At 71.3% G+C, this 19,294-nt stretch carries 18 protein-coding genes and 1 pseudogene; 14 read left to right on the forward strand and 5 right to left on the reverse strand.

The genetic code is table 11. The annotated features are described in order from the left end of the window. Positions 1–87: 87 nt before the first annotated feature. The 6 genes from AB5J55_RS12420 (at position 88) to AB5J55_RS12445 (ending at position 6,459) form a co-directional block, all read left to right on the forward strand. Positions 88–1,323: a prenyltransferase/squalene oxidase repeat-containing protein gene (locus AB5J55_RS12420; RefSeq protein WP_369270729.1), complete on the forward strand. Its 1,236-nt coding sequence runs from the start codon at positions 88–90 to the stop codon at positions 1,321–1,323. After that, entirely contained in the window at positions 1,320–1,985 is a 666-nt protein-coding gene (locus AB5J55_RS12425; RefSeq protein ID WP_369270730.1) for an SCO2322 family protein, read from the forward strand. Before AB5J55_RS12420 ends, AB5J55_RS12425 begins: the two co-directional genes overlap by 4 nt. Further along, a complete protein-coding gene (locus AB5J55_RS12430; RefSeq protein ID WP_369270731.1) occupies positions 1,985–3,160 on the forward strand; it encodes an energy-coupling factor transporter transmembrane component T in 1,176 nt (391 codons plus the stop codon). The genes AB5J55_RS12425 and AB5J55_RS12430 overlap by 1 nt, the downstream gene beginning before the upstream one ends. Beyond that, positions 3,157–4,881 carry an ABC transporter ATP-binding protein gene (locus AB5J55_RS12435; protein ID WP_369270732.1) on the forward strand — a complete coding sequence of 575 codons (1,725 nt, stop codon included), beginning with the start codon at positions 3,157–3,159 and terminating at the stop codon, positions 4,879–4,881. Before AB5J55_RS12430 ends, AB5J55_RS12435 begins: the two co-directional genes overlap by 4 nt. Continuing rightward, positions 4,878–5,708: an ECF transporter S component gene (locus AB5J55_RS12440; protein ID WP_369270733.1), complete on the forward strand. Its 831-nt coding sequence runs from the start codon at positions 4,878–4,880 to the stop codon at positions 5,706–5,708. The genes AB5J55_RS12435 and AB5J55_RS12440 overlap by 4 nt, the downstream gene beginning before the upstream one ends. A 334-nt stretch (positions 5,709–6,042) precedes the next feature. Continuing rightward, a complete protein-coding gene (locus AB5J55_RS12445) occupies positions 6,043–6,459 on the forward strand; it encodes a transglycosylase SLT domain-containing protein (protein ID WP_369270734.1) in 417 nt (138 codons plus the stop codon). Positions 6,460–6,669: 210 nt separating this feature from the next. Here AB5J55_RS12445 and AB5J55_RS12450 read toward each other — a convergent pair whose 3' ends face one another. After that, a complete protein-coding gene (locus AB5J55_RS12450; RefSeq protein WP_369270735.1) occupies positions 6,670–7,905 on the reverse strand; it encodes a cytochrome P450 in 1,236 nt (411 codons plus the stop codon). A 291-nt stretch (positions 7,906–8,196) separates the two neighbouring features. On the opposite strand from AB5J55_RS12450, the gene AB5J55_RS12455 reads away from it, so the two are divergent. Then, positions 8,197–9,366 carry a steroid 3-ketoacyl-CoA thiolase gene (locus AB5J55_RS12455; RefSeq protein ID WP_369270736.1) on the forward strand — a complete coding sequence of 390 codons (1,170 nt, stop codon included), beginning with the start codon at positions 8,197–8,199 and terminating at the stop codon, positions 9,364–9,366. Here AB5J55_RS12455 and AB5J55_RS12460 read toward each other — a convergent pair. Both AB5J55_RS12460 and AB5J55_RS12465 read right to left on the reverse strand, forming a co-directional pair. Next, a complete protein-coding gene (locus AB5J55_RS12460) occupies positions 9,350–9,553 on the reverse strand; it encodes a DUF397 domain-containing protein (protein ID WP_369270737.1) in 204 nt (67 codons plus the stop codon). The genes AB5J55_RS12455 and AB5J55_RS12460 overlap by 17 nt on opposite strands. Beyond that, positions 9,513–10,361: a helix-turn-helix domain-containing protein gene (locus AB5J55_RS12465; protein WP_369270738.1), complete on the reverse strand. Its 849-nt coding sequence runs from the start codon at positions 10,359–10,361 to the stop codon at positions 9,513–9,515. The genes AB5J55_RS12460 and AB5J55_RS12465 overlap by 41 nt, the downstream gene beginning before the upstream one ends. Before the next feature lie 97 nt (positions 10,362–10,458). Between AB5J55_RS12465 and AB5J55_RS12470 the strand changes: the two genes are divergently transcribed. After that, a complete protein-coding gene (locus AB5J55_RS12470) occupies positions 10,459–10,902 on the forward strand; it encodes an ATP-binding protein (RefSeq protein ID WP_369270739.1) in 444 nt (147 codons plus the stop codon). Positions 10,903–10,946: 44 nt separating this feature from the next. Here the strand turns inward: AB5J55_RS12470 and AB5J55_RS12475 are convergent, their stop codons facing one another. Further along, a complete protein-coding gene (locus tag AB5J55_RS12475; protein WP_369270740.1) occupies positions 10,947–11,633 on the reverse strand; it encodes a type III effector protein in 687 nt (228 codons plus the stop codon). A gap of 131 nt (positions 11,634–11,764) precedes the next feature. On the opposite strand from AB5J55_RS12475, the gene AB5J55_RS12480 reads away from it, so the two are divergent. From AB5J55_RS12480 to AB5J55_RS12495, 4 genes are all read left to right on the forward strand, one after another. Continuing rightward, a complete protein-coding gene (locus AB5J55_RS12480; RefSeq protein ID WP_369270741.1) occupies positions 11,765–12,199 on the forward strand; it encodes an Hsp20/alpha crystallin family protein in 435 nt (144 codons plus the stop codon). Positions 12,200–12,292: 93 nt separating this feature from the next. Then, complete coding sequence (locus AB5J55_RS12485) at positions 12,293–12,715, forward strand: DUF2267 domain-containing protein (protein ID WP_369270742.1); 423 nt, start codon at positions 12,293–12,295, stop codon at positions 12,713–12,715. A gap of 83 nt (positions 12,716–12,798) precedes the next feature. Further along, a complete protein-coding gene (locus AB5J55_RS12490) occupies positions 12,799–13,233 on the forward strand; it encodes a DUF2267 domain-containing protein (RefSeq protein WP_369270743.1) in 435 nt (144 codons plus the stop codon). A gap of 288 nt (positions 13,234–13,521) precedes the next feature. After that, on the forward strand, positions 13,522–15,096 hold the full coding sequence (locus AB5J55_RS12495; protein WP_369276167.1) for a hypothetical protein: 1,575 nt from the start codon (positions 13,522–13,524) through the stop codon (positions 15,094–15,096). Here AB5J55_RS12495 and AB5J55_RS12500 read toward each other — a convergent pair. After that, positions 15,050–17,104, reverse strand: a complete 2,055-nt coding sequence (locus AB5J55_RS12500; RefSeq protein WP_369270744.1) for a phosphatase PAP2 family protein — start codon at positions 17,102–17,104, stop codon at positions 15,050–15,052. The genes AB5J55_RS12495 and AB5J55_RS12500 overlap by 47 nt on opposite strands. A 305-nt stretch (positions 17,105–17,409) precedes the next feature. On the opposite strand from AB5J55_RS12500, the pseudogene AB5J55_RS12505 reads away from it, so the two are divergent. Both AB5J55_RS12505 and AB5J55_RS12510 read left to right on the forward strand, forming a co-directional pair. After that, positions 17,410–18,541 (forward strand): annotated as a pseudogene (locus AB5J55_RS12505) (DUF2330 domain-containing protein). 75 nt (positions 18,542–18,616) lie between these two features. Continuing rightward, the gene (locus tag AB5J55_RS12510; RefSeq protein ID WP_369270745.1) at positions 18,617–19,288 is read left to right on the forward strand and encodes an O-methyltransferase; all 672 of its coding nucleotides are present in this window, start codon (positions 18,617–18,619) and stop codon (positions 19,286–19,288) included. The last annotated feature ends 6 nt before the right edge of the window (positions 19,289–19,294 follow it).

The following is a 19,294-nucleotide window of genomic DNA, read 5'->3' on the forward strand; positions in this document are numbered from 1 at the left end:
GCGGCACCGTCGAGGTATACGGAGCCGAGCCGCCGGGGGTTTTCCCTGTGCTGCCCGGTTCCCCTTAGGGAAGGGCACCCGCCGATCATGTACGTCCGCCGCAGCGCAGCGGCCCTGGCCGCCACCGTCGTGATCGGCGCGGCCGCGCCCGCCGTAGCCGCCGACCCGACCCCCTCCACGTCGCCGTCGCAGGCGTACCCCGCCGAGCTGTACGGCGACTCCGACCCCACGTACGACGGCGTCTGGCGCCAGTCCCTCGCGCTGCTCGCGCAGGACACCGTCGAGGTGAAGCCGGCGAAGGGTGCCGTGGACTGGCTGCTCGGGCAGCAGTGCGCGAACGGGGCTTTCGCGCCCTACCGCGCCGACACGAGCACTGACTGCGGCGCCAAGACCCTGATCGACACCAACAACACGGCCGCCGCCGTGCAGGCACTGGCCGCGCTCGGCGGGCACGACGCCGCGGCCGACAAGGCGGTGTCCTGGCTGAAGTCGGTCCAGAACAAGGACGGCGGCTGGGGCTACACCCCGGGCGGGGCCACCGACGCGAACTCGACGTCGGTCGTGGTCGGCGCGCTGGCCGCCGCGGGCGAGAAGCCGGCGGAGGTCGTGAAGGGCGGGAAGTCCCCGTACGACGCCCTGATCGAGCTCGCCCTGCCCTGCAAGGGCGCCGACGCGGGCGCCTTCGCGTTCCAGCCGGACAAGAAGGGCGGCCTGGCCGCCAACGCGGACGCGACCGCGGCGGGCGTCGTCGGCTCGCTCGGCAAGGGCCTCGTGGTCAGCCCGGGCAAGCAGTCGGACGCGTCCTGCAGCGACGCCGGCTCCGCAACCCCGGAGCGGGCCGCGGCCAACGGCGCCGTGTACCTGACGAAGGCCCTCGCCAAGGACGGCCACCTCACGTCCGCCCTCCCCGGCGCCGAGGACCAGCCCGACTACGGCAACACGGCCGACGCGGTCGTCGCCCTCGCCGCACAGAGCGGGGCGGGCGCCGCGCAGAAGCCGTTGCGCTGGCTGGAGCAGAACTCCGCGAAGTGGGCCGCGCAGAGCGGCCCGGCCGCCTACGCCCAGCTGATCTTCGCCGCCCACGCGACCGGCGCCGACCCGCGTGACTTCGGCGGCACCGACCTGGTCAAGCAGCTCAACGCGACGGGCCCGGCACCGCAGTCGGCGCCGAACGGGTCGGTGACGACGTCGGCGAAGGCCTCGGACAAGCAGGAGGACGAGGACAAGGGCTTCGGCGTGTGGTGGTTCGTCGGTGTCTGCCTGGTCGCGGGCATCGGCGTCGGCTTCCTGCTGAGCGGCCGCAACAAGGCCAAGCGATCGTGATCCGCCGCGCTCTCACCCTCCTCCTGGCCGCGCTGGTCCTCGTGACCGGCGCGGCCCAGGCCGCCCAGGCGACCGGATACCGCTACTGGTCCTTCTGGGACCGCGACGGCGGCAAGTGGACGTACGCCACCCAGGGCCCCTCCATCGCCCGCCCCTCCGACGGCGACGTCCAGGGCTTCCGCTTCGCGGTGAGCGAGGACTCGAAGGACGCCGCCCAGCCGGGGGGCGCGGCCGAGTTCGCGGTGATCTGCGCACGGACGCCCGCGCAGGACGGCAAGAAGCGGGTGGCTCTGGTCATCGACTTCGGTACGCCGGCCGACGCCCCGTCGGGCGAGACGCCCCCTGCCCGCCGCACCATATGCGCCCGGGTCGCCCCGGACGCGACCACGGCGGAGGCTCTGGCCACGGTGGCCAAGCCCCTCCGGTACGGCACGGACGCGCTGTTGTGCGCGATCGGGGGCTACCCGGAGAAGGGGTGCGGGGAGCAGGTGGCCGGGGGCGACAGGTCGACGGGTTCTGAGAAGACACCTTCCGAGAAGGCAGCCTCCGAGAAGAAGGACGCCTCGGACGGCGGTCCGTCGCTGGGGTTGGTGGCGGGGATCGTCGTGGTGGCGGTGCTGGGCGCGGCAGCGGTCTGGCAGACACGGCGGCGGCGGGCCTGATGGCAAGCCGCCCCAGCCGGCCTGCGGGCACCCGTGCCGCCGGGGAGGTGCCCGTCCCGAAGAGAGGCGGCACCCCACCGGCGCCGGCAGGCGGCCCCACCCCCCGGCCGGGTCCCCGGGCGCAGCTCCACCCCGGCGCCTGGTGGCTCTGGGCCCTCTCCCTCGGCACCGCGGCCACCCGCACCACCAACCCCCTCCTGCTCACCCTCCTCATCGCCACGTCCGCCTACGTGGTGGCGACCTGCCGCCCGAACACCCCCTGGGCCCGTTCCTACTCGGCCTTCGTCAAGCTCGCCCTGGCCGTCCTCGTCATCCGCCTCTTCTTCGCCGTGGCCCTCGGCTCCCCCATCCCCGGCACGCACGTGATCGTCACCCTCCCCGAAGTCCCCCTCCCCGACTGGGCCCAGGGCATCCGCCTGGGCGGAACGGTCACGGCCGAGGCGCTCGTGTTCGCCCTGTACGACGGCCTGAAACTGGCCACGCTCCTGATCTGTGTGGGGGCGGCGAACGCCCTCGCCAACCCCACCCGCCTGCTGAAGTCCCTGCCGGGCGCCCTGTACGAGATGGGCGTGGCCGTGGTCGTCGCCCTCACCTTCGCCCCCAACCTGATCGCCGACGTCCAGCGTCTGCGCGCCGCCCGGCGCCTGCGCGGCCGGCCCGACCGCGGTGTCCGGGGTCTCCTGCACGTCGGGCTCCCGGTCCTGGAGGGCGCGTTGGAGCGTTCGGTCGCCCTAGCCGCAGCGATGGACGCCCGCGGATACGGCCGTACCGCACAGGTCCCCGCCCCGGTCCGCCGCACCACCACCGCCCTCACCCTCGGCGGCCTGCTGGGCGTCTGCGCCGGAACGTACGGCCTGCTCACCGCCCAGGGCGCCACCTACGGTCTGCCCGTCCTCCTCGCCGGACTGGCCGCCGCGCTGGCCGGCCTGTGGCTCGGGGGCCGCCGTACCCCTCGTACCCGCTACCGCCCCGACCGCTGGGACGCCCGCGCCTGGCTGGTCACCGGCTCCGGCGTCGCGGTGGCCGCCCTGCTCACCCTCGCCGCCTCCCGCGACCCCGAGGCGCTGCACCCCGGTGTGGTCCCCCTGGTCGCGCCGACCTTCCCCCTGTGGCCGGCGGCGGCCGTACTGCTGGGCCTGCTGCCCGCCTTCGTGATTCCCAAGGAGCCGTCGTGATCCGCTTCGAGGATGTATCGGTGACCTACGACGGCGCCCTCGAACCCACCGTGCGAGGCGTCGACTTCGAGGTGCCGGAGGGCGAGCTCGTCCTCCTGGTCGGGCCGTCGGGCGTGGGCAAGTCCACGGTCCTCGGCGCGGTCAGCGGCCTGGTCCCGCACTTCACCGGCGGCACCCTGCGCGGCCGCGTCACGGTGGCCGGCCGTGACACCCGTACCCACAAGCCGCGCGAACTCGCCGACGTGGTGGGCACGGTGGGGCAGGACCCGCTGTCCCACTTCGTGACCGACACGGTCGAGGACGAACTCGCCTACGGCATGGAGTCGTTGGGCCTCGCTCCGGACGTGATGCGCCGCCGCGTGGAGGAGACCCTCGACCTGCTCGGCCTCACCGACCTGCGGGCCCGCCCCATCGCCACCCTCTCCGGCGGCCAGCAGCAGCGCGTCGCGATCGGCTCGGTCCTCACCCCGCACCCCGAGGTCCTCATCCTCGACGAGCCGACCTCGGCCCTCGACCCGGCCGCCGCGGAAGAGGTTCTCGCGGTCCTCCAACGCCTGGTCCACGACCTCGGCACCACGATCCTCATGGCCGAACACCGCCTGGAACGAGTCATCCAGTACGCCGACCAGGTCGCCCTGCTCCCCTCACCCGGAGCGGCCCCCGTCCTGGGCACCCCGGCGGAGGTCATGGCCGTATCGCCGGTGTACCCCCCGGTCGTGGGCCTGGGCCGCCTGGCAGGCTGGTCCCCGCTGCCGCTGACGGTCCGGGATGCGAGGCGAAGGGCGGCAAACCTACGTCAACAACTTGAGGGACGGGACTGCAACGCCGCAAAGGGGCGCGGGGAACTGCGCGACCAGCCACAACGTACCGGCAGCCGCGACGAAACCGCACCCTCCACCCCCTTGGGCGCCACCGCCACAACCCCCCGCTGGTTCCGCCGCAAGCGCACCGAACTCACCCCACCCTCGCCCCACACGGCCGAAGTAAGAGCCCTCGCCGTAACCCGCGACCGAATCCAAGCCCTACGCCACGTGGACCTGACCGTCACCCCAGGCGAAACCATCGCCCTCATGGGCCGCAACGGCGCCGGAAAGTCCACGCTCCTCAACACCCTCGTCGGCCTCGTCGAACCCTCGGTCGGCACAGTCCGAGTAGGCGGAGCCACCCCGCACCGCACCCCGCCCCGCGACCTCGTACGCAAAGTGGGCCTCGTCCCCCAGGAACCCCGCGACCTGCTCTACGCCGACACGGTCGCAGCGGAGTGCGCGTCGGCCGACGCCGACGCCGACGCGGCCCCCGGCACCTGCCGCACCCTCGTCTCCGAGCTCCTGCCGGACATCCCTGACGACATCCACCCCCGCGACCTCTCCGAGGGCCAGCGCCTCACCCTGGCCCTGGCCGTCGTCCTGACCGCCAAGCCGCCCCTTCTCCTCCTCGACGAACCGACCCGCGGCCTGGACTACGCGGCGAAGGCCCGTCTGCTCGGCATCCTGCGCCGGCTGGCCGCCGAGGGCCACGCCATCGTCCTGGCCACCCACGACGTGGAGCTCGCCGCCGAACTGGCGCACCGGGTGATCCTCCTCGCCGACGGCGAGGTGATCGCGGACGGCCCGGCGGCGGACGTGGTGGTCGCCTCCCCTTCCTTCGCCCCGCAGGTGGCCAAGATCCTGGCTCCGCAGAAGTGGCTCACGGTCGCCGAGGTACGGGAGGCCCTGGCATGACGGACCGCTCCACGCCCCAGGCCCGAGCCGTCCGCCTCGGCCCCCGCTCCATCGCCGCCCTGGCCCTCGTCAGCGCGGTCGGCGTCGCGGCCTTCGGCTGGCCGTTCCTCACACCACCCACCTCCCAGCTCAGCGCCCACGCCCAGGACGCCCCCTGGCTCTTCTCGGCTCTCCTGGTCCTCCTCGTCGCGGTGGTCGCCGCCACGATCTCCGAGTCGGGGCTCGGCCCGAAGGCGGTCGCGATGCTCGGCGTCCTGGCGGCGACGGGGGCGGCGCTGCGGCCGATCGGGGCGGGTACCGCCGGTCTCGAGCCGATGTTCTTCCTGATGGTGCTCAGCGGGCGGGTGCTGGGCCCGGGCTTCGGGTTCGCGCTCGGCGGGGTGACGATGTTCGCGTCGGCGCTGCTGACGGGCGGGGTGGGCCCCTGGATGCCGTTCCAGATGCTGGCGATGGGCTGGTTCACGATGGGCGCGGGCCTGCTGCCGGGCCAGGACCGCCTGCGCGGGCGGGCGGAACTGCTGATGCTGGCCGTTTACGGCTTCCTCGCGGCCTTCGTCTACGGCACGATCATGAACCTGGCCGGCTGGCCCTTCATGGGCGCCCTGGCCTCGAACGTGGCCTTCGACCCCGAGGCGGCCGTCTCCGCGAACCTGGCCCGCTTCGTGGCGTACTGCCTGGCGACCTCCCTCGGCTGGGACCTCGGCCGGGCGCTCGTCACCGTCGTCCTGACCGTCACCCTCGGCCCGGTGATCCTGCGGGCGCTTCGCCGTGCCACCCGCCGGGCGGCCTTCGAGGCCCCGGTCACATTCGACGCTCCCACAGGGTGAGGGGCCACGCGCGGTCCGTGATCCGCACGGTGAACCACCCCACATGACTCACATCACCTACGATCCACCCTAGTCGGGCAAATCGGACGCCATGCGCACGCCAAAACCGCACCTGACCTGCACATTGAGAGCCACCTCACACGAGCGCCACTCCTCCGGCATACGACCACAACTAGCAAACCGGCTCATTGCGGACACCTTCCCGGCCTGTTTCTCTGGACGACGTCGCACGGCGCCGACGTGCCCTCAGGGCCGCGGCGCCGACGTACGCCCCCGCCTCGCATCGCGTGGTTCCGGCTTGCCTGCGGCCCCTGTCCCCGAAGAAAGGCTCTCCGTGTCCGCGATTTCCACCTTCCGCCGCATCTCCGCCCCGAAGAAGGCCCTCGCCGGTGCCGCCCTGGCCGCCACGGCCGCCGGCACCCTGTTCGCCGCCGCGCCCGCCCAGGCCGCGTCGACCGAGGCCGGCTCGGCGCAGAAGATCGCGAAGAAGATGATCTCGGACTCGGCCCAGTACCAGTGCTTCTCCAAGATCGTCGACCACGAGAGCGACTGGAACGTGAACGCCACCAACTCCTCCAGCGGCGCCTACGGCCTCGTCCAGGCCCTCCCGGGCAACAAGATGGCCTCGGCCGGCTCGGACTGGAAGACCAACGCGGCCACCCAGATCGAGTGGGGCCTGGACTACATGAAGGACCGCTACGGCAGCGCCTGTGGCGCCTGGAACTTCTGGCAGTCGAACGGCTGGTACTGAGCCGACCCCGCCAGACCCTGAACCGAAGGCGGCGGCCCCCGATCCCCGGGGCCGTCGCCTTCGCCATGCGCACGAGTCCCCCGTGCACGGACGGAGCCGTCTCGGGGGAGGCAGGAACGGGGCGTAGGGATAAGGGGTGCTCCTGCCTCCCTCGGGACGGGCCGACGGCGCCGGGAAGCCGTCGGCCCGAGTGTGGCGCCGTGCGTCTCGTCAGTCGGCGGTCACCTGGAGTTCCTTGACGCCGTTGATCCAGGCGGAACGCAGTCGGCGCGGGTCGCCGACCATCCGCAGGCCGGGCATGGCGTCGGCCACGGCGTTGAAGATGAGGTCGATCTCCAGGACCGCAAGGGACTTGCCGAGGCAGTAGTGGGGACCGCCCCCGCCGAAGCCCAGGTGAGGATTGGGGTCACGGGTGATGTCGAAGGTGTCCGGGTTGTCGAAGACCTCGGGATCGTGGTTCGCCGAGGCATAGAAGATTCCTACCCGGTCCCCCTTGTTTATGCGCTTTCCGCCCAACTCCGTGTCCTGAGTGGCCGTCCGCTGGAAGGAGACGACGGGCGTCGCCCAGCGGACGATCTCCTCGGCCGCCGTCGCCGGGCGCTCCCTCTTGTACAGCTCCCACTGCTCGGGGTGGGTGAGGAAGGCGTGCATCCCGTGCGTGATGGCGTTACGGGTGGTCTCGTTGCCGGCCACCGACAGCATCAGCACGAAGAACCCGAACTCGTCGGAGCGCAGGTTGCCCTCGTCCTCCGCAGCCACCAGCGTGGTGACGAGGTCCTTCGCCGGGCACTCCTTGCGGTCGGCGGCCATGTTCATCGCGTACGAGATGAGTTCGGTGGCCGACTCCTGCCCGACCTCCTCGGTGATGGCGTACTCGGGGTCGTCGTACGCGATCATCTTGTTGGACCAGTCGAAGATCTTGGCCCGGTCGTCCTGCGGGACGCCGATGAGCTCGGCGATGGCCTGCAGGGGCAGTTCGCAGGCGACCTCGGTGACGAAGTCGAAGGGGCCGGAGTGCTGCCGGGCGTTGGCGGCGATCGACAGCGCCCTCGCGCGCAGGCGCTCCTCCAGGGCCCGGATGGCCCGCGGGGTGAAGACGCGCTGCACGATCTGGCGGACCCGGGTGTGCTCGGGCGGGTCCATGTTCAGCAGGATCAGCCGCTGCGCGTCGATGGCGTCGCGCTCGATGTGCTCGTTGAAGCGGATGATCGCGGTGTTCAGTGAGGACGAGAACAACTCCGGGTGCGTGGATACGTACTTGACGTCCGCGTGCCGGGTCACCGCCCAGTAGCCCTCGTCCTGGAACCCGGCTACGTTGCCCGACTGCGGGATCCAGCGGACCGGTTCGGCCCGGCGCAGCTCGGCGAACTCCGGGAGGGGTACGCGGTGGTGCAGCACATCGGGGTCGGTGAAGTCGAACCCGTCGGGAAGCGCTGGACAAGGCATCGGCAACTCCAGCCATCTAGCCATGTAGCCATCTGACGGACCATCAGAACAAGGATTGCCGCGAAGGTAGTAACGGGTTCTACAAGTGGCAAGAGGCGCGGCACCCCGAATTGCGTGCGGGATTCGTGCAGATCTCCGCAGATCAAGACTTCAGACGCTGCACGACTCTTGCGGCAGTCGACGCGCTGTCAGCAGACTGCAAATGGAACTAGTACGTGTTCTAGTTCCGCGTGGCGGGGTCGGCCGGGACGCCCCCGCGCCGCGCGGGTAACCGAGGAGAGGACACTCCCCATGGCCGCGGAACCCGTGATCGTCGAAGCAGTACGCACCCCCATCGGCAAGCGCGGCGGCGCGCTCGCCAACCTCCACCCCGCCTATCTCCTGGGCGAGACGTACCGCGAACTCCTGGGCCGCACCGGCATCCCCGCCGACGCGGTCGAGCAGATCGTCGGCGGCACGGTGACCCACGCCGGCGAACAGTCCATGAACCCCGCGCGCACGGCCTGGCTGACCATGGGCCTGCCCTACGAGACGGCCGCGACGACGGTCGACTGCCAGTGCGGGTCCTCGCAGCAGGCGTCGCACATGACGGCCAACATGATCGCGGCGGGCGTCATCGATGTCGGCATCAGCTGCGGCGTCGAGGCGATGTCGCGGGTGCCGCTGGGGTCGGGGTCGAAACACGGGCCGGGGAAGCCGTTCCCCGACGAGTGGAACGTGGACCTGCCCAACCAGTTCGAGGCGGCGGAACGGATCGCCCGCCACCGGGGGCTGACGCGCGAGAACGTCGACTCACTGGGGCTGGTCTCGCAGGAGCGGGCGGCTGCCGCCTGGGCGGAGGAACGCTTCAAGAGGGAGACGTTCGCCGTCCAGGTCCCGACGACCGAGGACGAGCAGCGTGCCGGGCAGGGCATGTGGCGGCTCGTCGACAAGGACGAGGGCCTGCGCGACACGTCCATGGAGGCCCTGGCGAGGCTCAAGCCCGTCATGCCGACGGCCGTGCACACGGCGGGCAACTCGTCCCAGATCAGCGACGGCGCGGCGGCGATCATGTGGGCGTCGAAGCGGATGGCGCGTGCGCTGAAGCTGCGGCCCCGGGCGCGGATCGTCGCCCAGGCGCTGGTGGGCGCCGACCCGCACTTCCACCTCGACGGCCCGATCGACGCGACGAATGCCGTGCTGGGCAAGGCCGGGATGTCCCTGAAGGACATCGACCTCGTCGAGATCAACGAGGCGTTCGCATCAGTGGTGTTGAGCTGGGCTCAGGTCTTCGAACAGGACCTGGAGAAGGTGAACGTGAACGGCGGCGCGATCGCCCTCGGACACCCGGTGGGGGCCACCGGGGCCCGGTTGATCACGACCGCGCTTCATGAACTGGAGCGGGCGGACAAGGAGTTCGCGCTGGTGACGATGTGTGCGGGGGGTGGCTTGGCCACCGGCACGATTATTCAGCGGCTGTAGCCCAACCCAGGAAGGCGTTGAACGCGGCGGGGTCGAGGGTGACGATCGGCCCCGCCTGGTTCTTGGAGTCCCGGATGGCGATGGTGGTGTGGGGGGTTGCGGCTATCTCGATGCACTCGCCGCCCTGGTCACCGCTGTAGCTGGACTTACGCCACTGGATCGCCGTCAGAATCTCGGTGCTCTCCATAACGCTCCTCCATCACGCGCCGGATCAACTCCGCCGAGTCCTTGAGGGAGAGGGCGGCGGCCTGGAGATGATCGTAACGGAGCGAGCAGTCCTTGACGGTGTCCGGGTTGGCGGTCGGACGCCCACTGCCGTACCCCTCGGTGTAGACGATGACCGGATCGCTGGGGAAGCGAAAGACGGTGAATGAGCCCTGCGATCCTGCGTGCGCACCAGCCGAAAACGGCAGAACCTGGACGTTGATCCGCGGGTTGTGCTCGAAGGACAACAGGTGTGCCAGTTGGCCATGCATGGTCGCCGAACCGCCGATCTCCTGGTACAGCGCAGCCTCACTCAGGATCATCCAGAAGACCGGCGGCTCGCCCCTCTCGAAGATGCGCTGACGAGCCAGCCGTACGGCGGTGCGGTCGTCGAGGTCGTTGTCGTCCAGCACGCCGAGCACGGCACGTGCGTACTCCTTGCTCTGCAGGAGACCATGAACCATGTGCGTCTGGAACGTACCGATCTCTGTCGCCCGCGCCTCCAACTCCGCCACCTGTTGAAACCAAGCCGGAAGTTGACTACGCATCACCAGCTCATGCAACCGGGACAGCGCCCCGCCCGTCCCCAATGCCACATCCACCCGCTCACTGAACGGCAACGTCGGCAACTTCCGTGCCGTCTCGATCTGGCCGACCAGCGACCCCGTGCAGTACACGATGTCCCCGAGCTGCTTCTGGGTCAGCTCGGCGGCCTCGCGGTAGCGGCGTAGTTCGAAGCCGTAGTAGTCGAGTGGCGAGGCGCCCGGGTCGAGGGTGTTGATGTGGGTCACGCAGCGGCCCCTCTCATCTCACGCAACTCGGCCCACTTCGGGACCTGTTGTATCTGTTCGGTAGCCCAGAGTAGTTGCGCGAGGTCACGCTCGTACCGTGAACGGATACATTCCCCCCACGCCCCTGGTCCCCTTCCGTGCGCAATACCGGCTGCGCCTCACCGTCGGCGAACACTCGGCCCGGCACATCCGCACCATCGCCCGCTCGCTGCTCGCCGAGTGGGCGATGCCCGCGCTGACCGACGCCGTGGAACTGGGCATGACCGAGCTGGTCGCCAATGTCGTACGGCATGTTCCGGACCGCCGGTGCGAAGTGCTGATCCTGCGACAGCCGGGCGGGGTGCGGGTCGAGGTGACGGACGGCTTCGCTCAACTGCCCGCGTTCGCCCGGCAGTCGGGGCCGGACGACGAGGGCGGCCGGGGGCTCCTGCTGCTGGACGCGGTCGCCGGCAAGTGGGGTGTGAATCCTGTGGCAGGGGGCGGCAAGGTGGTGTGGTTCGAGTGCTGGTGCGGCAGTGGCTGTGTCGCACCTTCGCTGTGAGAGATCCGTCTCGGTCGGAAGATCCCGGTGTGCGACGAAAAGGCTTAGTTCCGGCGCTGGTTGCCGCTGTGCCGACGCAGCTGGTCGGTATGGCGGGCGAGGTCATCGATGCGCGCTGCGAGGTCGGGGTGGCCGGACGTCAGATACGTGTGCGTGACCGTCAGGGGAGCGACGAGGGCGGCCGGGTCGTTGTCGGCAAGGGCGGCTTCGAGGTCCGCGAGTGAGGTGCTGGCGGCGGCGGGGAGGTCGGTGAGTGCGGTGATCTGGCCGGCGAGCCGGCGCAGATCGGCGGCGTTGGCGCGGGCCCAGGCGGTGACGGTGCGGTCGGCGGCGCGGCGGTCGCGGGTGGCCTGTACCCGCTGCTCACCTGTGGATCCCGGGGTTCCGGGGCGTACGCGCAGGTAGCGGCGTTCGGCGGCCTGGCGGCTGGATACGCCGAGGGGGTGGGCGAGGTCGGCCCAGCTCGCGCCCGCCTCCCGCGCGGCCTCGATCAGGCCCGGCTCCCATTCGGCGAGCTGATCGCGCGCTTCACGCAGCATCAGGAGCGCAGCGAGTGCCTGTTCAGAACTGGCCCGGTCGGGACCGGAGCGCTTGCCGTCCCGCGTCGACCGGGCGGCGTGCAGGGCCTCGTGGATCGAGTTCAGTGCCGCGGCAGTGGCGAGGAAGTCGGCCGCCGTGAGACCGCGGGCAAGGGGGGTTGGCTGACCATCCTGCCGATCATCCCTGGTCACGTGGCCTCCACCTGATGTCGTCGTCTGGATGACGCTCCGCTTGTCATCGCTTGGACGACATGCTACAACGATGGCAGGTGAAACGCATTGGCAGCACAGTGCCTGACCTGAACGCCGGAGGTGTTTTGACAATGTTGATGCGCACCGACCCCTTCCGTGAGCTCGACCGGCTCACCCAGCAGCTCCTGAACACGACCGGGACCTGGTCGCGGCCGTCGGCGATGCCGATGGACGCCTACCGCGAGGGCGAGGAGTACGTGATCGCCCTCGACCTGCCCGGCGTGGCCACGGACGCGATCGACATCGACGTCGAGCGGAACATGCTGACCGTCAAGGCCGAGCGGCGGCCCGTCACCAAGTCGGACGACGTGCAGATGGAGCTGTCCGAACGGCCCCTGGGCGTCTTCTCCCGCCAGGTCGTGCTGGCCGACACCCTGGACACCGAGCACATCAAGGCGGACTACGACGCAGGTGTGCTGACCCTGCGGATCCCGATCGCCGAGCGCGCCAAGCCCCGCAAGATCGCCATCAGTGGCGACTCCGCGCGCAAGGAGATCAGCGGCTGAGTCCCCTACCGGCCGCACCGGAGACGGGGGTCGGCTGTCCCCCCGCGGCTGCCCCCGGTCTCCGCTCACCGCCGCATACGCACGGGAGCAGCGATGACCATGCGATGGGAGGCGTTCCTGGACCAGGTCAAGGAACGCGGCGAATACGACACCACCGAGGAAGCCGAGCGGGCGGCCCGCACGGTGCTGGCGCTGCTGGGCGCGCATCTGGTGGGCGAGGTACGGGCGGACCTGGCCGCCCGGTTGCCAGAGGGTCTGGCACTCGTCCTGCTCAGTCCGCTCCAAGCGCGCGAGCCGCTCTCCCCTGAGCGGTTCGTGCGGGCCACGGCGGCCTGGATCGAGGGAGCCACGGAGCAGACCGCGGCCTGGGATGTGGGCGCCGTGCTCAGCGTTGCCGCGGACGCAGCGGGCGACGAACTCACCGGCCGCATCCTGCTCCAGCTCCCGGCGGGCTATGACCTGCTGTTCGGCCACCCCCAGCCCGTCCAGCCCGCAGACATCACCCCCTCCCCCTGACCCGGGCGACACCGGTGGCCGGCGGAGTAGTCCCCGGCCGCCGCCTCGCGACGACTTCGACGAGAAAGGCAAGCACGTCAGCAATGATTCTCCAGCAGCAGCCGCGCCGGTACACCGCGGGCATCACGTTCGAGCAGATGCTGGAACGAGTGCGCTACGAAGGCGCCTATGCCACCCGGGCACAGGCCGATGAGGCTGTGCGCGCCGTGCTGGCCGCATTCGGGCGCCAGCTCACGGGCGATGAACGCGTGGAGCTCGCAGCCAGGCTGCCGCATGAGGCCGCCGTCACCTTCACGTCCGCGATCCCCGACACCGCCCCTCTCACCGGCTGGGGCTTCGTCAAGGACCTGGCGAACCGCACCGGCGGCACAGCGGCCACCACCCGCTGGGACACCGGCACCGTCCTTCGCATCGTGGCCCAGCTCGCCGGCGAGGACCTCCTCACCCGCATCCTCGCCCAACTCCCGGCCGGCTACGCCCTGCTCTTCGGCCGCGCCGAACTCACCCAGGCGGCCTGACCCGCGGACAGACGGTGCACGGCGGCGGAACGGGGCGGGCAGCGGACCGAGCCCGCACTCGACTTCCCGGCGACCGAAGCAGACCGGGCAGGAAATGACGGGCTGCCCCGTCGCTGCCCGCCCCGCCGCCCATGACCCAGGCCTGAAGCGGAGGAGACGTAGCCACTTCAGCCGCCGGTGAACGTTCCCACGCGATTCCACGTCTTCGATCACGTGGCCCAAGCCGACCTCACCCGCACCCGCACCCGCCCGAGCGCCCCGCAGCAGGCACCGCCTGCCCGGGAGCGGCTGCTGGACAAGATCTGGAGTCGCCACCGAATACACCTTCTTGCCACCCTCCCCACCGTCCCCCTCTACGCGATCTGGGCCCTGTTCCTCGCCACCGGCGGCGGTGACCTGGCCGCGCAGAACGCCTGGACCGGCTTCGCCACCCAGCACGGCGGCTCGGCCTACAACCTGTTCTGGTACGGCGGCACGCACACCGCCAACTACAGCCTGATCTCGCCGTACCTGATGGCCGCGCTCGGCGTCCGCACCGTGACCGTACTGTCCGGGCTCGCCGCCACCTGGCTCGCGGCGGTCCTCATCACGCGCGCCAAGGGCATCCCGCGCCCCCTCGGCCCGGCCCTCCTCGCGGCCTTCGCCCTGTGGTGCAACGTGGCCTCCGGCCGCACCACGTTCGCCCTGGGTGTGGCCTTCGGACTCGCCGCGTGTCTGCTGCTGACCCGAGAGAAGCGGGTCGTCCTCGCCGCCGCGTACGCCGCCCTGGCGACGATGGCGAGCCCGGTGGCAGGGTTGTTCCTCGTCGTCGTGGGTGCCGCGTTCCTCCTCACCCGCGACTGGGCCCGCGCCCTCACTCTCCTGCTCCCGCCCGCCGTCACCGTCGGCGTCACGACGCTCCTCTTCCCCTTCAAGGGCGAGCAGTTGATGTTCGCCGACCGAATATGGCCGCCCTTCTTCCTGGGCCTGGCCGTCACGTTCCTCGCCCCGCGCTCCTGGCGTGTCGCCCGCTGGAGCGGTGCCGTCTACGCTGCCGGGGCGGTCCTGACGTATCTCATCCCTTCCCCCATCGGCACGAACGTCGAGCGCTTCGCCGAGCTGTTCGCGCCCGCGGCCCTCCTCGCCGTCCTGGTGGCCCAGCCCGGTCTCGCGAAGGTCCGCCGGAATCTGCTGATCGCCGCCCTCGTCTTCTCGGTCGGCTGGGTCACCAAGAAGACCGGCGACGACCTGTACGTCTCCACCACCGTGCCCGCCTGGGCCGCCGAGACCCAGGGAGTGGTCCGCGCCCTGGACCACCTCGGCGCCGACCGCACCCGCGTCGAGGTCGTCCCGGCCCGCAACCACCGCGAGGCCAGCGGGCTCGCCCCGCATGTGAACATGGCCCGCGGCTGGAACCGCCAGCTGGACATGGAGCGGGCCCGGCTCTTCTACGACGGGTCGTTCTCCGCGGCGACCTACCGGAAGTGGCTGGACCGCTGGGCCGTCGGATACGTCGTCCTCCCGCTGGGCAAGCCCGACGGGTACGCCAAGGTCGAGGCCCGACTCATACGCGAGGACCGGCCCGAGTGGCTGGAGCCCGTGTGGCAGGACGAGCACTGGCGGATCTTCCGGGTGCGGGACGCCGTACCCCTCGTCTCCGATCCCGCGAGCGTGGTGTCGACGTCCAGCGCCGACCTCGTCGTCCGCATGTCCCGGGCCGGATCGGCGACCGTACGGGTCGCCTACTCGCCGTGGCTGCACGCCGACGGCGGCGGCTGCCTCACCCGACAGGGCGAGTTCACCCGCCTCACCGTCACCGCCCCCGGCGAGTACCGGATCAGCTCGGAGTACGGGTCTTCGCCGGAGCCCGGGAGTCACTGCTGACCTTCTCGGCCTGTGCCGTGACCATCCGGGCCCGCGGCCCCTGGAACAGGTACGTCATCCCGAAGCCCGCGGCCACCACGGCCGCGCCGCCGACCGCGTCCAGGACCCAGTGGTTGCCGGTGACGACGATCGCGGTGAGCGTGAACAGCGGGTGCAGGAGGCCCAGGGCCTTCATCCACCACCTGGGGGCGAGGATGAGGATCACCAGGCCGCACCACAGGGACCAGCCGAAGTGCAGGGACGGCATCGCCGCGTACTGGTTGGTCAGTTCGGTGAGGGTGCCGTAGTCGGGCCTGGAGAAGTCCTGCGGGCCGTGGACCGTGTCGATGAAGCCCAGGCCCGGCATCAGGCGCGGGGGCGCGAGTGGGTAGAGCCAGAAGCCGATCAGGGCGAAGACGGTGGCGAAGCCGATGGCCGTGCGGGCCCAGCGGTAGTCGACGGGGCGGCGCCAGTAGAGGACGGCGAGGATGGCGAGCGGGACGCCGAAGTGGAACGACTCGTAGTAGAAGTCGAAGAAGTCGCGGACCCAGTCGACCTGCACGACGGCATGGTTGGCCCAGCGCTCGATGTCGATGTGCAGGGCGCGTTCGATCGAGTAGATCTCCTCGCCGTGTTCCTCGGCGGTGACCCGTCCGGCCGAGTTGGAGCCGCCCGCGGCTGCCAGGCGGATCTGGGCGTAGGCGTAGTACGTGACCCGGATGAGGAGCAGTTCGAAGAGCAGGTTCGGGCGGGTGATCACGCGGCGCAGGAACCGCACCAGCGGGATGCGCCGGAAGCGGGACGGCACCGGTGCGGCGTACTGGGTGGGGATCGGCGTCTGCCAGTACTGCGACGTGCGGGACAGGAAGGGCACGACGGCGGCCGTGGCAAGGGCGGCCAGGAGGACGAGGTCGGCGCGCAGGGGTTGGAGGATCAGCTTGTCCGGCACCATCATCCGCGCCGGCAGCGTCATGATCAGGATGACGGCGACCGGCCACACGTACCGGTCGGAGTCCCGTTTGCCGACCTGGCCGACGATCGCGAGCAGCACCCAAAGCAGCTGGTGCTGCCAGGCGGTGGGGGACACGACGATCGCCGCGCAGCCGGTGATGGCCACCGCCAGCAGGAGCTGCCCGTCGTGGGCGTAGCGAACGGCCCGGCGCAGCGCGAGGACGGCGACAGCGGCGCCGAGGAGCAGGAAGAGGGCGATCTCCAGCGGGCCGGTCAGCCCCAGCCGGAGCAGGGCGCCGTGCAGGGACTGGTTGGCGAGGTCGTCGGCCCGGCCGCCGAGTCCGACGCCGGCCATGTGGTGCACCCAGTAGGTGTACGAGTCGCGCGGCATCGCCGCCCACGCGAGCGCCGTGCACGCGGCGAACGTGGCCCCCGTGGAGAGCGCGGCCCGGCGCCGGCCGGTGAACCACAGCAGCGGGGTGAACAGCAGCAGGGTGGGCTGCAGCGCGGCCGCGACGCCGATGAGCACGCCGCTGGTGCGCTCGCCGCGGACGGCGAAGCAGCCGAGCAGCACGAGCAGGACCGGCATGATGCTGGTCTGGCCGAGGTAGAGGGTGTTGCGCACCGGCAGCGACAGCATCAGCAGGCTGATCGCGACGGGCGCGACGAGGAGCGAGGTCCGGCGGCTCACGGGCTGCGGCAGGGCACGGGCGGCGACCAGGCCGAGGGCCACCACGAGCAGGAGCGTGCCGAACGTCCAGCCCCAGCCGAGGGCCTCCTCGGCGGCGCGGGTCAGCGGCTTGAGGACGAGCCCGCCGAACGGCGTACCGGTGAACTGCGTCGAGTCGTACAGCGAACCCTTCACATGCAGGACGCCGTCCGGCCCGACCCAGGTCTCCAGATCCGTCAGCCGCTCCCCGCGCGGCGTACGGAGGACGACGGCCACCTGCCGCAGGGCGAGCACCGCGACGACCAGCCACAGGCCGAGCCGCGCCACGCGCACACGTGCCTGGACCCCGCCGACGGCCGTGGCTCCGAGTGCCTCCGCCGGTCGCCTACCGTGATCCGCATTCGCCACGCCTCGTCGGCCTCCCGCCCCGGTCGTCACACACGTCCCACGCGTCAGGAATCCTTACGAACCCTATGCGGCTCGCACCCCCGCAGGGAGAGACGCAGGCAACCCCGACTTCACCTGACGTCCGCTCTCCTTTTGTCCGGAGACGATAGTCGGGGGGCGGTTCGCCCGCCTCCGGTGGGTCACCCCGGCGGGGCGGAATCGATCACATCGCCAGGCCCCGGCCACACAACCTGCCGTCCGCCGTACCGTCTGAACCGGCGCCGTCACGGTGGTGGAGGGGCTTGCGGGGATGGAGGGGCTGCGCGATGGCGGACTTACTGCGGGCAGGTACTCGAAGGCGGGCTCTGACCGTCGTCCTGGCGCTGCTCGCCCTCCGGCTCGGGCAGCTCGCGGCGCCCGCCTGGGCGTGCGGCTGCGGGGCCATGGTGCCCGGCGACGCGGCGCGCGTGGCGGTGGGGCGTGAGGAGTCCGTCGTGCGGTGGGACGGGGCACGCCAGCAGGTCGTGACGCGGCTGACCGTCGGCGGGGACGCCGAGCGGGTCGCGTGGATCATGCCGGTGCCGCGCCGGGCCACGGTCCGCCTCGGCGACCCTGCCCTCTTCGGGGAGCTGCACGACGTCACGGCCCCCGTGCACCGCATCCGGTACCACTTCTGGCCCCAGGACGGCGACTGGCCGCTGGTGAGCGGCGGCGACGGCACCGCGGGCGCCCCGCCGCCCCCGCCCGGCTCAGGCGCTCCGGTAGTCGTCGGCCGGCAGCGGCTCGGCCCCTTCGACGTGGCCCGGCTGACGGCCACCGTCCCCCGGCGCGCTGGACGGCCGCCTGGACAGCAACGGCTTCGCGCTGCCGCCCCACCTGACGGGAGCCCTGCGCCCGTACGTCGACAAACGCTGGGGGTACGTGGCCGTCAAGCTCACCCCGCAGACGGCCGGCACCCCCCTCACCGGCACTCTCGACCCCCTCCACCTCACCTTCCGCACCGACGAGCCGGTCTACCCGATGCGCCTGTCACGCCTCGCGGACACGCCTCAGTCCCTGGGCCTGTACGTCCTCGCCGCACACCGCATGGAACCGGCGTCCCCGATCGGCGGGGAACGCCCTCGCGTCACCTACGCAGGCCGGGTCACGGCGCGTACGGGGCCGCTCGCCGAACGTGCGGCCGGCACACCGTTCCTCACCGCGATCGGCCAGGAGTTCCCGTATCCCGAACGCATCGCGGGCGACCACGAGCTGCGCCGCGCGCCGGCCGACGCCCCCTTCCAGCAGGTGATCCACGAGGACCGGCTGCGCAAGGTGGCCGGAATCCCGGCGTGGCTGCTGACGGTGACGGGCGGGCCCGCCCTTGCCGTGGCGACGGCGACCGCGTTTGCCGTGCGGCGCACCCGGCGGCCGGAGCTGCCCCCACCCCCCGCGCAGCCGCCTGCGCCCGCCGACTGAATCGACCATCCTGGTATCACCGACGGCGAAGACGGGTAGTTAGCGCATCTAACTAGCCATAGGAAAGGCAAGGCGATGAGCGAGTCGCAGCTCTGGGACGACGTCGACGAGTACTTCTCCGCCCACCTCTCACCGGATGACGAAACGCTCCAGGCCGCCCTGCGGGAGAGCGAGGCGGCCGAGCTCCCGCCGATCGCCGTCAGCCGGTCCCAGGGAAAGTTCCTCCAGCTCCTCGCCCAGATCCAGGGCGCCCGCAACATCCTGGAGATCGGCACGCTCGCCGGCTACAGCACCATCTGGCTGGCCCGCGCCCTGCCTGCCGACGGCCGCCTGATCTCGCTGGAGTACAACCCCAGGCACGCCGAGGTCGCCACCCGCAACATCGCGCGGGCCGGCCTGGACAAGCTCGTCGAGGTCCGGGTCGGCCCGGCCCTGGAGTCGCTGCCCAAGCTGGCCGACGAGAACCCGGCCCCCTTCGACCTGGTCTTCATCGACGCCGACAAGGCCAACAACCCGCACTACGTCGAGTGGGCCCTCAGGCTCACCAGTACGGGCAGCCTGATCGTCGTCGACAACGTGGTGCGCGGCGGCGGGGTCGTCGACGCCGACAGCACGGCCCCGGACATCCAGGGCACCCGGACCGCCATCGAACTGATCGGCAGCCACCCGAGGTTGAGCGGCACGGCGATCCAGACGGTGGGCAGCAAGGGCTACGACGGCTTCGCGCTGGCGCGCGTCCTCGCCTGAGGCATG

Origin of the sequence: Streptomyces sp. R11 (assembly GCF_041051905.1) — a bacterium.
Taxonomy (GTDB): domain Bacteria; phylum Actinomycetota; class Actinomycetes; order Streptomycetales; family Streptomycetaceae; genus Streptomyces.

Coding starts and splice junctions, on each gene's coding strand:
- AB5J55_RS12450 (WP_369270735.1), bottom strand. CDS start 7,905: ATGCCTTGTCCAGCGCTTCCCGACGGGTTCGACTTCACCGACCCCGAT.
- AB5J55_RS12460 (WP_369270737.1), bottom strand. CDS start 9,553: ATGGAGAGCACCGAGATTCTGACGGCGATCCAGTGGCGTAAGTCCAGC.
- AB5J55_RS12510 (WP_369270745.1), top strand. CDS start 18,617: ATGAGCGAGTCGCAGCTCTGGGACGACGTCGACGAGTACTTCTCCGCC.
- AB5J55_RS12480 (WP_369270741.1), top strand. CDS start 11,765: ATGTTGATGCGCACCGACCCCTTCCGTGAGCTCGACCGGCTCACCCAG.
- AB5J55_RS12490 (WP_369270743.1), top strand. CDS start 12,799: ATGATTCTCCAGCAGCAGCCGCGCCGGTACACCGCGGGCATCACGTTC.
- AB5J55_RS12440 (WP_369270733.1), top strand. CDS start 4,878: ATGACGGACCGCTCCACGCCCCAGGCCCGAGCCGTCCGCCTCGGCCCC.
- AB5J55_RS12430 (WP_369270731.1), top strand. CDS start 1,985: ATGGCAAGCCGCCCCAGCCGGCCTGCGGGCACCCGTGCCGCCGGGGAG.
- AB5J55_RS12485 (WP_369270742.1), top strand. CDS start 12,293: ATGACCATGCGATGGGAGGCGTTCCTGGACCAGGTCAAGGAACGCGGC.
- AB5J55_RS12420 (WP_369270729.1), top strand. CDS start 88: ATGTACGTCCGCCGCAGCGCAGCGGCCCTGGCCGCCACCGTCGTGATC.
- AB5J55_RS12455 (WP_369270736.1), top strand. CDS start 8,197: ATGGCCGCGGAACCCGTGATCGTCGAAGCAGTACGCACCCCCATCGGC.